The sequence below is a fragment of the Aldersonia sp. NBC_00410 genome (assembly GCF_026342035.1).
Classification (GTDB): domain Bacteria; phylum Actinomycetota; class Actinomycetes; order Mycobacteriales; family Mycobacteriaceae; genus Aldersonia.
In genome coordinates this window covers 619,541-632,330 of sequence record NZ_JAPENM010000003.1, presented here as the reverse complement: position 1 = coordinate 632,330, position 12,790 = coordinate 619,541, and the positions used below count along the sequence as shown (strand labels likewise).

The window sequence follows — 12,790 nt, the reverse complement described above, 5'->3', positions numbered from 1 at the left end:
GGGTTACGAGTACCAGTCCACCGCCGGCGGCGCCTCGCCGCGCAGCAGGTACGCCCCGACCTGGCGGCGCTTGTAGGCAACCGGGTCGTGCAGGCTCTGGGTCCGCAGATCGCGGAAGAACCGGTCGAGTTCGTAGCGGTGCGCGGTCGCGCGAGCACCGACCAACTCGAAAATTGTCGTGGTGACCTCGATTCCGGTCTCCACCGCGACGGTCTTGACCGCGGACAGCAGCGCAGCGAGTTCGGCCCGGTACTCCGCGGTGATGTCGTCGGGATGGTCGAGTGCGGCCGACACTTTCGCCGACGCCTCGCGCAGGAACGCCTCGGCGGCGAGCAAATGTGCTTGCAGCTCGCCGAACCCGTCGACGACGTGCGGTTCGTCGACCGCCCGTTCGTACTCCGAGTGCAACCACGAACGCGAACTGGTCCGGACGTACTGCACGGCCCGGTCGAGGGCGCCGCGCGCGAGCGAAACGTAGAAGGTCGGCATCAGCGTCTGCGAAGTGAGGCCCGGCGTCAGGTTCGCCCCTCGCGGTTGAAACTGCTTGTCGGCGAAGCCGATTGCCTCGCTCCACGGGACCGTTACCGCCTCGACGCGGGCACTGCCGCTCCCGGTGGAGCGTTGGCCGAGGGTGTCCCAGTCGTTTCCGTAGATGATGCCCGGTTGCTTGGTGTCCGCGAGGACGAAGAACACATCGGTGGTCCCGGCGAGCGCCACGCCGATCACGATCCGGTCCGAGACCGGCAGTCCGGTATTGAACTGCTTTCCGCCGTTGAGCACGAGACGATCGCCCTCGTCCACAGCACCGATCGGATCGTCGCGGAAGTTGGCGATGCCGGCGAGCAGCAACCTGCCCTCGGTGACCTCGCGCTCCCACCGCAACTGCTGCTCGGGGGTGCCGAACGAGCGGAACAACCAAAAGTAGGCGTAATGCCAACCCAGGATATTGGCCAGCGATCCCTCGACCTTGGCGAACTCCGCGACCACGTCGAGGACTGTCGCCCAGTCGGCGCTGCCGCCGCCGTACTCGATCGGACCTTGCAGCCCAAGCAGACCGGCCTTCTTGATGACGTCGATCTCGGCGACCGGATCGGCGGCGGCGCGGTCGCGCTGTAGCGACGTCGTCGCGACGATCGCGGCGACTTCGGCCGCTCGAGCGACCCATTCATCGTGCCCGGCAGGGACATTCGTCCATTCCGGGGTCGCCAAAGGCGCGGTGAGAGTAGCGGCCGACGAACCAGCGTCTCGCTGGTTTGCTGTCTGTACAGACATGGGGGTGAGCCTCCTCGGGAGGACAGGGTCTGGTCACGCTCACCGTGGTCCCGGTACAACCGTTCGTCACGCATTTGGATTGCGGTGATTCGATATCTCGGCGGACACCCCGGCCCGACGCACACTTGCTGTCGCCGCGCACAGGCGCCGGCATGCGGAAGCGCATGCGGCGCACCGGAAACTGTGCGACCCGGGGTTGCCTTCGCCGGCCGCGGTGCGGCTCGTGGCTGTCTACGCCCGAGCCGTCAGACGAATGCGTTCCAGGGCCGGCGAGCCGGCCGCACCGGAAACCTCGTCGATGAGTTCGATGGTCGCGCCGGCGAGCAATTCGGGATGCGAGAACGGCAGCCAGTGCCCGCCCCGGACCACTCGCAGCCACACCCGGTCCGCCCACAATGCTTCGTCGGCGTAGCAGGACTGCCGGACCGCCGGATCGCGCTTGCCGATGATGCACTGCACCGGAACCTTAGTGGAAAGCCCTTCCGCGGTAAGCGGATTGGTGCGCCGAGCGAGCAGCACTGTGCGATAGATACGCAGCCCGCTGACGATGTCGTGCTTGAAGGTCGGGGCCAGCGCAATCCGATCGCGCGGGACCCGCTCAACCCGCGAGACGAAGCGCCGCCATCGCCATTCGGCGTTTCCGCGGCCGAGTACGACCTTCGGCAATACCGGCAGCGCGAAGAACGCCGAGTAGGAGAACGACAGCGCCGCGGCGAGCGGCGGGGCGAGGTTGCGCGGCGTGGGCCGGCGCAGGCGGGTCCGCGCCCACGCGGCGACATGGCCGAGGCTGGGCCCCGACACCGAGTTGAAGGAGGCGACGCGGCGCACGGCGTCGGGACCGGTCACCACCTCCCAGAACGCGACGCTGCCCCAGTCGTGCGCGAGCACGTGCACCGGGCGGTTGGGGCTGACCGCGTCGATCACCGCCGCGTAGTCGGACGCGAAGTTGTCCACCGAGATGGACCGCGTACCGGGCGGGTCGGTCGACTCACCATGCCCCCGGTTGTCGACGCTCACCACGCGGAACCGATCGGTCAGGTAGGGGACGACGTTGCGCCACAGGTGATGGCTGTCCGGCCACCCGTGCAACAGCAACACCACCTCGCCGTCCGGGTTGCCTTCTTCGAACACCGCGATGTCGACGTCCCCGTTGCGCACCGTTAGACGTGTGACCATCTCGGCTTCCTCTCCAGAGTCCGTGCGCACCGCACAATTAGCGGTACCGAAAGTAACATATATCCTTCCCGTGACCGCAGATGTGACGGGAACGACAGACCATACAAACCACGCCCGGTGTATGTTCGCGATCAAGATCGGCCCGAAGAACCGCCCCCAGAATCGAATCGAGCCTATGCAGACGACCACCGCACCAGCGAGCAATCGGCTCGACTTCGCCACCGTGTGGCTGGTCGGCGTGGCCTGCGCGGCGTTGAGCATCGTCGTCGCTGCGATGGCCGCGCTGAATACCGCGTTGCCCGATATGGCTCCCGAACTGCACGCCAGCTCGAACCAGCTGACCTGGATCATCGACGGCTACACCCTCTGCTTGGCCGCGTTGCTGCTGCCCGCCGGGGCCATCGGGGACCGCTTCGGCCGGCGGGAGATCCTGGTCGTCGGGCTTGTGGTGTTCGCGATCGCGTCGGTGCTGCCCCTAGGCACCAGCGATCCGACCATTTTCATCGCGACGCGCTGCCTCGCCGGCGTCGGCGCGGCAATGGCGATGCCCGCGACTCTCTCACTGATCTCGGCAGGCGTACCCGAGGACAAACGACCTATCGCGATCAGCATCTGGGCAGGCGTGGGCGGCGCGGGCGCGATCGCCGGATTCTTCGTCACCGGCCTGCTGCTCGAAGTCTTCAGCTGGCACTCGGTCTTCATCACCTTCGCGATCTCCGGGTGCCTGGTTGCCGCACTCGCATGCACCATCCCGACATCGAAAGACCCGAACCCCGCCGCCTTCGACTGGCTCGGTTCGACAACGTCGGCCCTCGCGATCGCGGTGTTCGTGTGCGGACTGATCGAAGCCCCGCAACGCGGCTGGCTCGACCCCCTCGTGCTGACCGCACTGATCGGCGGACTCGCGCTCGCCGTCGTGTTCGTCCGACTGCAGCAGCACGGTCGGCGCCGCCTGCTCGATGTCGCACTGTTTGCCAACCGGTCGTTCTCGGCGGGTGCGCTCTGCATCTCGCTGCAGTTCTTTGCTTCGCTCGGCGCGTTTTTCCTACTGCTGCAACGGTTCCAGCTCGTGATGGGCTATTCACCGCTGAAATCCGCGGTCGCGTTGCTGCCGATGGTGGTCGTGCTGATGTGCATGGCGATCGTCGGCAACTGGCTCGCGGAGCGGTTCGAACTGCGAGCGATCCTCGCGAGCGGCATCCTCCTCGCCGGGATCGGCCTGCTCCTGCTCGGCGTGTTCAATCTCGGCGAGTACTGGCAGATCTGTGCATCGTTCGGACTGACGGCGGTCGGAATCGGCATCGCCACAGCACCATCGACGACGGCGATCCTGGTCAACACACCGCAGGACAGGCAGGGCATCGGTTCCGCCATCAACGACACGGCCCGCGAACTCGGCGGCGCGATCGGCATCGCCCTGGCCGGCAGCATTGTCGCGGCCGGCTACAGCGATCGCATCGCGGCGACCGCCGATGCCGCGCGCAATCAGGTCATGCACGCGACCGCACCACTGGCCGGAACCGAGCAGAGCGCGCAGATCGCCGCACAGGCAGATCAACTGCACGAGCATGTCTCCCGCTCGCTCGCCGAGGCGATGGCGGTCGCGGAACAAGTCGGGGCACAGCAGCAACCCGCGCTCGCCGCCCGCATCGCCGAGGGTGCCGAGCACGCGTTCGTCACGCCGATGAACAACGCCATGATCCTGCTCGGCGCGATCATGCTGGTCGGCGCGGCGGTCCTGGCCTGGCGCACGCCGAAGACACTGGTCCCGGAAGCCGACTGACTTCTCTACTCGATCGCCTCGCGCCATGGCGCCCGCAGATCGGGTGGCGTCCACGCGGGCCAGACGGCCGCACCCACGACGTCACCGTCGTTGAACTGCGCGACGATCCGCGGCCCGGTCGCCGAACTGTTGTCGTAGACGGTGGCGCAGTCGCAGCACAAAATCGCGTTCGCGACGAGCGCCCACAAACGGTGGTACCGCTGCCGAATCTTGTCCTCCGGCACCGGATGTCCGCCCGCTTGCACCCGGTAGCGGACGCGCTCGACCGCCAGATCCTCCGGGACGATCAGCGCATGCAGCGCGACCGTGTAACCATGCTCGTGCGCCTGGGCGACGAGTTCGAGTTTCGACGGATGCGAGAAGACGGTTTCGGCGATGAACGACCTACCCGACCCGATCAGCCGTATCCGGGTCTCGGCCGCGATCCGGGCGGCGTCGTAGGAATGTGCTGCCGTGTCGGTTGGCCATCGCTTCTTGGCAATCTCGTCGGCATTCACGAACGCGCAGCCCGGTAACAGCGGCGCGAGGGTGAGCGCGACGAAGGTGGACTTTCCGGCTCCGTTGCAGCCGACGACCAGATCGAGACGCTTCACGTGGGCAGAACGCGGCTGGTCCCGTCGGGTCGGTGCTCGACCATGTTGCCGGCGTCATCGAGTGCCACCGTGGTGACGCCTTGGGCGGCGAGTTCGATGCCGTAGTGGCTGCCGGCGAGCCGCTCCTCGATCGCCGCGGTGATCTCGGCGTTGAAGACCGCGCCTTCCTCCGGGCCGAGTTCCGCCAACGGCAGCCGACCCGAAAGCGCCGATTCCACGCGCCGCCGCGCCGCGGTGTGCGTTCCCGATACCGCCCGGCCGACCCGCGCCCAATGTTCGAGTTGCTGACGCCCGGTCCGGTTCTGTCGCCGCCCCTCGGTCATCGCACTCGCCACCAAATCGGCAGCAAAGCGCGTCACCTTGTCCGGCGTATCGGGCATGAAGATCACCTCTTCGGCGCGCGCAGCTGATTGCTACCGATTGTAGCTACCTGCTACAGGATGCGCCGCCCATTGATCTGCGGTCGCGCAACCTGCTCGGGCATCGTCATCCTCCTGTGTTCGGTGCCTGCCGGTCCTCGAGGTGGGGATGACGCTGGAACCAGCCGGCGTAGCGGTCGGCCAGTGGCGCGGCGCTGAGCCCGTGCGCCAGGACCGAAATCGCGATGGTGATGATCGCGGTGGTCAGCAGCAACCCTTCATGCGGTAGCTCGCCCGGTTCTTCGACAATGAGGATGACGAAGACGATTGTGGCCAGCCCGCGCGGGCCGAACCAGCCGACGAATGCGACGGTCGGCGCGCGCGCATGCGTCCCGATCAGCGACAGCGCGACGGGAAGCATCCGGACCACGGTCAGGCTCAGCACCGCGTAGCCGGCTATCGCCCAGGACAGATTGTCGAGAGCGGGACCGAGCAGGACGGCACCGAAGACGATGAACGTCATGGCGCTGAACACCCCGCCTGCCGCGTCCAGCACGTCGGCCTCGTCCGCATCGTTGTCGCCGGCGCGGCGGCGGATCGCGCCGAAGGTCAGTCCGCCGAAGAACGCGGCGATGAACCCGGAGCCGCCGAGCGGTACGGCGGCGGTATAGGCGAGCAGTGCCGCCGCCACGGGAATTATCCGCGCCCACAACGGGTCGACGAACTGGCTTCGGCCGCCGGTGATCAGGATCGCGGCGCCGATCCCCCCGGCGACGAGTCCGGTGAGGATCCCATACCCGATCTGTTCGATGAGCAGGCGAGCGCCACCTCCGGCGACGCCGGCTTCGGCCTGCGCGATCTCGAGCACGATGAGGAACAGTGGCACGCAGATTCCGTCGTTGAGCCCGCTTTCGACGTTCAATCCCTGTCGCACCCGGGACGGCAGGATCGGGAGCGTTACCACGGCCTGCCCGAGGGCGGCGTCGGTGGGGGCGAGTATTACCGCGAGCAGCAACGCCTCGGGCCAGGTGAGGTCGAGTACGAGCAGCGCGGCACCGAATCCCGCCGCGATCGTCAAGGGCAGTCCGATTCCGAGTAACCGGGCGGGAAGCGCGATCTCGGTACGTAGGGCGGACAGGTCGACCTGGGAGGCATCGGCGAACAGCACCAGCGTGAGGGTCACCTCGGCGAGCAGTTTCACCGCCTCCGCGGAGGCGTGCACGTCGATCAGTCCAACCGCGGTTGCCCCCAGGACGAGGCCCGCGACGGTGAAGATGATCGGGGCGGTGATCGGTGTGCCCGCGCTGCGCCTCGAGATTGCCGAGTAGGCCAGCAACACTGCGGCGATCGCGGGTAGCGCCCACGTCATGTCGCCACCGCCTCATAGTCGGATTGCTGCGCCCCTAGCGATGCCCACGCGACCACACGTGTCGAGGAACGATCGCCGCGCCGACGATCGTCCGAGTCTAGGACTCGCTGTTGGAGGGTCTGCAGCAACTCTGCGTTGCCTGGTCGGCTCAGTTCGGTGCCGGCTGCTGCCCGGCCTGGTAGTGATTGAACATCACCATGCCGGACCCCACCGCCGCGCCGGTACCCGTGCCGACCAATCCGCCGACCGGGCCGCCCACGGTGCCGCCCAAACCCGCACCGGCACCGGCACCGGCCAGGGCGCCCGTGATGCAGGCGCTGGGGGTGAAGACCAACCGGTCGACCGGCGGGAGCGGTACGGAAGGGATCCCCGGGATGGTTACCCCGGGGACGACCTGGATGGGTACGCCGGGGACGATCGGCAGGGTCACGCCGGAGAGCAGACCGGCAGCGGCGCATCCGCCGGCCCCACCGACTCCTGCGCCGACGACCGCACCGACTCCGTTTCCTACGCCCGACCCCACCGTCGTTCCGACCCCGGTCGCCCCATTGATTACTCCGGTATCTCGTTGCTGCTGCACCTCGACGGGGACGTCCGTGGCGGCAGGTTGGGCAACGGCCGCACTTGCGCCCGTCAACTCCACGACTGCGACAGCAAGCCCGGTGAACAATCCCGGCACGACAACCCGACGAAAGATCTCCGTCCGTTCAGCCACGATCCGCACCTTTCCGTCTCACTTCACCCTCGAACGCGCACGACCCCAGCGCGTTGCCGTACCGGACAGCGCGGTTGCAGCAAGCTAAGCATGTGATTGTTACGGATGTGAAGCCTGTTGCTGAAGTGAATAGCGATTGCGGCCCCTGCCGCATGCGGCGTGCGGGCATGAGTCGCGCCTACTTCGGTGAGAGGAGCGCGGCCGCGAGTGCGTCGCCGAGGAAACGTTCGAACCGCGACAGCGTCCAGTTCTGGCGCAGGACGAGCATCTCGTAGAGGCCCGGATCGGTGTACGCCCACATGACGTCACGAGCTTCAATCTCGGTGACGTCGGGGCGCAGATACCCCCGCTCCTGCAGGAAGCGCGCCTGGTGCGCCATGCGAGCCAGTCGATCGGCGTCGAGTTCGGCGCGAAGGTCGGCGATCTCCGGCGAAGTGCCGACGACAGATTGGATCAGCAGGATGACCGGACCGATCCGCGGGGTGACCTCGGACGCGAACTGTGCCCAGTTGCGGACAATGCGGTGCGGGTCGGTCTCGCGGGCCGCCATCTCGTCGGATCGTCGCATAGTGGGGATGGGCCCGGGCCCGGCCATGGCCTCTTCGGCCATGGCGCGAAGGAGTCCCGTCTTGTTGCCGAAGGACTTGTAAACGGTCTCCACCGAGACGCCCGACGCCGCCGCGATCGACCCGATCGTCGTTGCCGCATAGCCCTCGGCGAGGAACATCCGCCGGGCCTCTCGCAGGATCAATTCCCGGCCCTGACTTGCCAGTTCGCGTCGTCGGGTCGAGTCATAGCGGCGGGGAGTCTTTACACTGGCCATAATTCGATATATGCTCCTGTATCTATTACAGGTGACTGTACCACTACCCCTTCCGATTGGAGGTGGGCGAAATGGACGAGCACCGGCCGCTCACTGACTCCCCCACCGTCGTCGAGCGAATCCGCGAGGCGACCAACAACCATGATCTCGACGCGCTAACGGACTGCTTCACCAGCGATTACGAGAGCATCTGGCCGTTACACCCGGCACGTTCGTTCGCCGGGGCCGAGCAAGTACGGCGAAATTGGCAGGAGATCTTCCGCTCGGTTCCCGATGTCCGCACCGAGGTGCTCGATTCGGTCGTCACGGGCGCGACCGAGTGGAGCGAATGGGAGTTCGCCGGCCACCGCCTCGACGCCCAACCGTTCCTCATGCGGGGAGTGATCATCCTGCAGGTCCGGGGCGATCGAGCCGCCTCGGCTCGGTTTTACCTCGAGCCGGTCGAAACCGACACTGCCGACGCCGACGCCGCGGTTCGCCGCCTCGTCGGTTCCCCGGCCGGAAACACAGAGGCTGTGCCGCAATGATTCTCGTGGCCGGTGGCACCGGCACGCTCGGGACGCGCATTGTCCGCGCCCTCGCTACAAGTGGCACACCCGTCCGGATTCTGACGCGCGCTCCATCGCGGGCCGGCCATCTCACCGGCCCGGGAGTCGAGGTCCACCTTGGCGACGTCCGTGATCCCGAGGCGGTTGCCGCGGCCATGAAGGGCGTCACCGCGGTTGTCTCCGCCGTGCAGGGCTTCGCCGGTACAGACCCGGCGGGCGCACAGGCCGTCGATCTCGACGGAAACAGCAACCTCGTGAATGCCGCCATAGACGCAGGGGCGCGCCGTTTCGTCCTGATATCGGCCACGGGCGCCGCATCCGACAGCCCGCTATCGCTCAGGCGCATCAAGTTTCAGGCCGAGCAGGCCCTGATACACAGCGACCTGGAGTGGACCATCATCCGACCCACTGTGTATCTGGAGACGTGGATCGGGCTGCTCGGCGACATGATCACCGCCAAGGGCTCGGTGACACTGTTCGGTCGCGGTCGCAACCCGATCAACTTCGTTGGCGCAGACGATGTTGCGGCACTCGTCGCACATACAGTCGGGGCGCCGGACTTGGTTGGGGAAACACTCGCGATCGGTGGCCCAGAGAACCTCACGCTCAACGACGTGGCGGGGAAACTGCTTGTCCTGCAAGGCCAAAACGAGAGGATCAGGCACGTCGCAATTCCAGTCCTTCGGGTCGTCTCGACGGTGCTGCGTCCGATCAAACCGACAGTGGCAACCCTCGCCGAGTTCGGCATCATCATGGACACCACCGACATGACATTGCCGCGAGACACCGCACGAGCCCGGGTGCCGGGGCTGCCCACGACACGACTCGCCGACCTTCTCGCCCGGGTGAAATACGCTGCGTGACGTGGACATCGTCGATGCTCATCAGCACTTCATCAACTCGACCGACCTCGTCTATCCGTGGATCGCGAATCGCCAACCCGTGCTGACGGCCTTGCTGCCGAACTATTACGACGCCGCGCACCGATACCTCGACTTGCCCTCGAATGGGCATGCCGATTTCTTCGGTGAAACTGCACGTCGGGTGTACGGCCTGCCAACCGGCGGGTAGGGCACAATCCATCCCATGCGGCTGTTCGGCTACTCGGCACCAGAGGTAGACGTCAGCGCCGTGCCCGGGCTCGGCGGGGTGCTCAGCTGGACCGAAGCCACCGTGCGGCAAACCGCGCGCCGCGCCGTCGCATTGGCGTCGCTGATCGACCGGGCCGGCTCCGCGTTGGACGACGTGGCCGAACTGAGGCACGCGGCCGAGATCATCGCCGGCAATCTGTCCGTGCTCAGTGCCAGCGCCGCGGGGATCGACCGGAACGCCGGCAAGATCGCCGAAGAGATTTCCGGCCTGAGCACGGCGGCGCAGGGCATCCACACCCACGCCGAGAACCTGGCGACCGGGATCGATGAACTCGTCGCGATCCTGCCCACCCTGCAGCGACTCACCGAGATCGTCGATCCGCTCGACAACACCGTCGTGCGGCTCGGTCGCTTCGTCGATCGAATCCCGGGCGCAGGCCGCCGCCGCATTCCGCCGTCCGATCTCGCGTAGGCGGTTGTAGCGGCGAAAGATCTTTCGCCGCGAATACGAGGCGACGATGCTGCGTGGAAACCTGGGCCTGCCCGTCGGCCGACGACCGAGGATTTGCCGAACAGGCCGTTGCCAACTTTTTCCGGTCAGGAGCTTTCGGATCACCCAACTCTGCGCCGCCGACCGTGCCATCGACGGACTCGCTGCGGCTAGTGTGCCGTCTTTGCGACCTGTAACCCGCGGCTGCGCAGGTGTACTTCGACGGTACCGAAGACCTCGTCGATCAACACCGGGTCGATACGCGCTGCGAGTTCAGTGGCACCGGCCTCGGCGAGCAACTCGGGAAGCTTGGTGCGCACCCGGTCCGCGATCCATGTGATGAACTCGCCGTCCGCGACGGAATCGAAACCGACCCAGTGATTCTGCACGCCCGGGGTGAGGTAATGATAGTGCTCCTCGCCCGGAAAGGCGTCGAATCTCAAGTGTTCCGAACCAGTTTCGGTCTCGAAGACATGCAGTGTCGGACCGCCCGCCCACGGCGCCTCGTCACCGTCCGCGTACAGAGCACGTCCTTCGACCCCGAACGTAATGGCCCCTGCCGGGTAGTACGTGGTTGCCTCGACGACCACAGGGAGGGGATCCCCCTCGTACAGACGCCCGATTCGTGTCGCCCGATACGTGAAAGTTGTCATTGTTCTTCCCTTCTGGGTCCTCGTCGCACGACCACCGTTGGATGCCCAGAGATTAGGTGCGTCGGGAGCGGACAGCACTGGTTGGAATCGCCTCGACGCAATCCCCCGGCGCGTTATCGGCAACTTCGAATCTCGGTGATCGAAAGGCGGTCTCGGGACAGCTCCTCGAATCACCACGATCGCAAACCTGGATTCATCTGGCGTCCACGAGTCATCGTCTAGACGTATCTGTGTCACCTCGCGTGACAGTCGCTCCGACCCCGCACCGACCGGGAGCGCCCACATTCCTCGTTCAGGAGCCACATGCCCACGCACATCGCCGGCCACACGTTGCTCGCGCTCGACTCCACCCCTCGGACCGAGCTCGCCATCCTGGATCTCCGCAGTCCACTCGAGCGGACCACCGGCCAGATAGCTGTCAGCACGGGGGTTCCGTATCATGATCTCGAACAACGTATCTCCGAACTCGTCCCCCATCTGGACACCACCATCGTGTTGGCCGGAACCCCAGACCTCGACGAGGTCGGCGCCGCAATCCTCGAGCAGTTGGGCTATACCGACGTTCGCGTCGTGGACGACGGGATCCGGGGTTGGACGGCTGCCGGTGGCCGCACGTATACGGGAACCAATGTTCGGAGCAAGACCCTCGGCGAGTGGATCGAGCACACATTCGCCACCCCGACCGTCGACAGCGACACCGTCCAGTCTTGGCTCGACAACGAGGAAGACATCGTCATTCTCGACAGCCGCCCCTCCGGCGAATATCTCCACCACCACATCCCGGGCGGATACAACACCGGTGGCGGTGCCGAAATCGACTACCGCGCCGGGCAGGTCGTCACCACCCCGCACACCAAGGTCGTCATCAATTGCGCGGGCCGTACGCGCGGCATCGTCGGCGCTCAGTCGCTGATCAATACCGGCATACCCAATCAGGTCTTCTCCTTGTACAACGGGACACCGGCCTGGGAACAATCAGGGCGCCCGCTGGCATTCGGGCGCGGAGCGGATCTCGATGCTCCACAGCAGGTCTCGGCCGAGCTCGTCGATTGGGTCGAGAGCACTCTGGCACAGGCCGGCGCCCGTATCGTCGGCGCCGAAGAGGTGCGGCACCAGCTGGACAATCGTTCGGTGACGACATACGTCTTCGACGTACGGTCCCCCGCCGAATTCCGCCAAGGACATCTCGACGCTGCGATCTCTGTTCCCGGCGGGCAACTCGTCCAGACCATCGATGAGCATGTTGCTGTCCACGGTGCCCACATCGTCCTGGTCGACACCGGCGAGTTCGTCCGTGCAGCCAGCACCGTGCAGTGGTTGCGCTACTTGCATTCCGGTCCGATCACCGTGGTTGCTGCGTCAGAAGCAGAGGTCCGACGCGCCGAGGGAAGATTCCCGATTCCCGAGGTTGCGCATGTCACCGTCGCGGATATCGCAGCGTGGCGGTCCGCAGGCAGGGACGTCCGGATCCTCGATCTACGTTCGTCTACGCGCTATGCCGCCGGACACATTGCAGAATCCATTCATGCTCGCCGCGAACATATTCCGCAGATAGTCGAGGGGGCACCCGATGCAACGGTGGTCCTCGTCGGTGATGAGACGTACGCGCCCGAGTACGCCGCGGCGGCCGGCCCGGGAAACATCGCGGTGCTCTCCGGTGGGATCGACGCGGTGGCGGACTCCCTGACCACGGAGGCACCCCGCTACGCCGCCGGTATCGAGGACCACACCGGCCCGCCGCCATTCGGGCCCGATCGCGACCGTTGGTACGCAGCATATTTCGAATGGGAGCTGTCCCTGCTCGACGATACGGCCGGTGATCCGCATTTCGACTTCGAGCAGATCGCGTCGTCGAAGCTCGACCTTCCCTCCAGCGCAACCAGTTAGTTCGCCGCGAGCGCGATTCGCGTGTGAACTT

General features: G+C 66.2%; 13 protein-coding genes and 1 pseudogene. 6 read left to right on the top strand and 8 right to left on the bottom strand.

Annotated elements, in window-relative coordinates; genetic code table 11:
* Positions 1 to 3 precede the first annotated feature (3 nt).
* The gene (locus OG921_RS10010; RefSeq protein ID WP_266112233.1) at positions 4 to 1,272 is read right to left on the bottom strand and encodes an acyl-CoA dehydrogenase family protein; all 1,269 of its coding nucleotides are present in this window, start codon (positions 1,270 to 1,272) and stop codon (positions 4 to 6) included.
* Between the two features lie 231 nt (positions 1,273 to 1,503).
* Positions 1,504 to 2,448, bottom strand: coding sequence for an alpha/beta fold hydrolase (locus OG921_RS10005; protein ID WP_266112232.1), 945 nt, complete (start codon positions 2,446 to 2,448; stop codon positions 1,504 to 1,506).
* Positions 2,449 to 2,623: 175 nt separating this feature from the next.
* Here OG921_RS10005 and OG921_RS10000 point away from each other — a divergent pair, with 175 nt between their 5' ends.
* On the top strand, positions 2,624 to 4,231 hold the full coding sequence (locus OG921_RS10000; RefSeq protein ID WP_266112231.1) for an MFS transporter: 1,608 nt from the start codon (positions 2,624 to 2,626) through the stop codon (positions 4,229 to 4,231).
* A gap of 5 nt (positions 4,232 to 4,236) precedes the next feature.
* On the opposite strand, the gene OG921_RS09995 is transcribed toward OG921_RS10000, so the two are convergent.
* The 5 genes from OG921_RS09995 to OG921_RS09975 all read right to left on the bottom strand — a co-directional run bounded on the left by OG921_RS09995 (position 4,237) and on the right by OG921_RS09975 (position 8,090).
* The gene (locus tag OG921_RS09995; RefSeq protein WP_266112230.1) at positions 4,237 to 4,824 is read right to left on the bottom strand and encodes an AAA family ATPase; all 588 of its coding nucleotides are present in this window, start codon (positions 4,822 to 4,824) and stop codon (positions 4,237 to 4,239) included.
* On the bottom strand, positions 4,821 to 5,204 hold the full coding sequence (locus OG921_RS09990) for a hypothetical protein (protein ID WP_266112229.1): 384 nt from the start codon (positions 5,202 to 5,204) through the stop codon (positions 4,821 to 4,823). The genes OG921_RS09995 and OG921_RS09990 overlap by 4 nt, the downstream gene beginning before the upstream one ends.
* A gap of 106 nt (positions 5,205 to 5,310) precedes the next feature.
* A complete protein-coding gene (locus OG921_RS09985) occupies positions 5,311 to 6,552 on the bottom strand; it encodes a sodium:proton antiporter (protein WP_266112228.1) in 1,242 nt (413 codons plus the stop codon).
* A gap of 148 nt (positions 6,553 to 6,700) precedes the next feature.
* The gene (locus tag OG921_RS09980) at positions 6,701 to 7,267 is read right to left on the bottom strand and encodes a hypothetical protein (RefSeq protein WP_266112226.1); all 567 of its coding nucleotides are present in this window, start codon (positions 7,265 to 7,267) and stop codon (positions 6,701 to 6,703) included.
* 178 nt (positions 7,268 to 7,445) lie between these two features.
* Positions 7,446 to 8,090 carry a TetR/AcrR family transcriptional regulator gene (locus OG921_RS09975; protein ID WP_266112225.1) on the bottom strand — a complete coding sequence of 215 codons (645 nt, stop codon included), beginning with the start codon at positions 8,088 to 8,090 and terminating at the stop codon, positions 7,446 to 7,448.
* A gap of 71 nt (positions 8,091 to 8,161) precedes the next feature.
* Between OG921_RS09975 and OG921_RS09970 the strand changes: the two genes are divergently transcribed.
* From OG921_RS09970 to OG921_RS09955, 4 genes and pseudogenes are all read left to right on the top strand, one after another.
* Entirely contained in the window at positions 8,162 to 8,617 is a 456-nt protein-coding gene (locus OG921_RS09970; protein WP_266112224.1) for a nuclear transport factor 2 family protein, read from the top strand.
* Complete coding sequence (locus tag OG921_RS09965) at positions 8,614 to 9,501, top strand: SDR family oxidoreductase (RefSeq protein ID WP_266112223.1); 888 nt, start codon at positions 8,614 to 8,616, stop codon at positions 9,499 to 9,501. The genes OG921_RS09970 and OG921_RS09965 overlap by 4 nt, the downstream gene beginning before the upstream one ends.
* A pseudogene (locus OG921_RS09960) lies at positions 9,494 to 9,628 on the top strand (amidohydrolase); the annotation flags it as partial. The gene OG921_RS09965 and the pseudogene OG921_RS09960, both read left to right, overlap by 8 nt.
* Before the next feature lie 96 nt (positions 9,629 to 9,724).
* Entirely contained in the window at positions 9,725 to 10,201 is a 477-nt protein-coding gene (locus OG921_RS09955) for a hypothetical protein (RefSeq protein WP_266112222.1), read from the top strand.
* Between the two features lie 188 nt (positions 10,202 to 10,389).
* Here the strand turns inward: OG921_RS09955 and OG921_RS09950 are convergent, their stop codons facing one another.
* Entirely contained in the window at positions 10,390 to 10,872 is a 483-nt protein-coding gene (locus OG921_RS09950; RefSeq protein WP_266112221.1) for a hypothetical protein, read from the bottom strand.
* A gap of 303 nt (positions 10,873 to 11,175) precedes the next feature.
* Here OG921_RS09950 and OG921_RS09945 point away from each other — a divergent pair, with 303 nt between their 5' ends.
* The gene (locus OG921_RS09945) at positions 11,176 to 12,759 is read left to right on the top strand and encodes a rhodanese-like domain-containing protein (RefSeq protein WP_266112220.1); all 1,584 of its coding nucleotides are present in this window, start codon (positions 11,176 to 11,178) and stop codon (positions 12,757 to 12,759) included.
* The last annotated feature ends 31 nt before the right edge of the window (positions 12,760 to 12,790 follow it).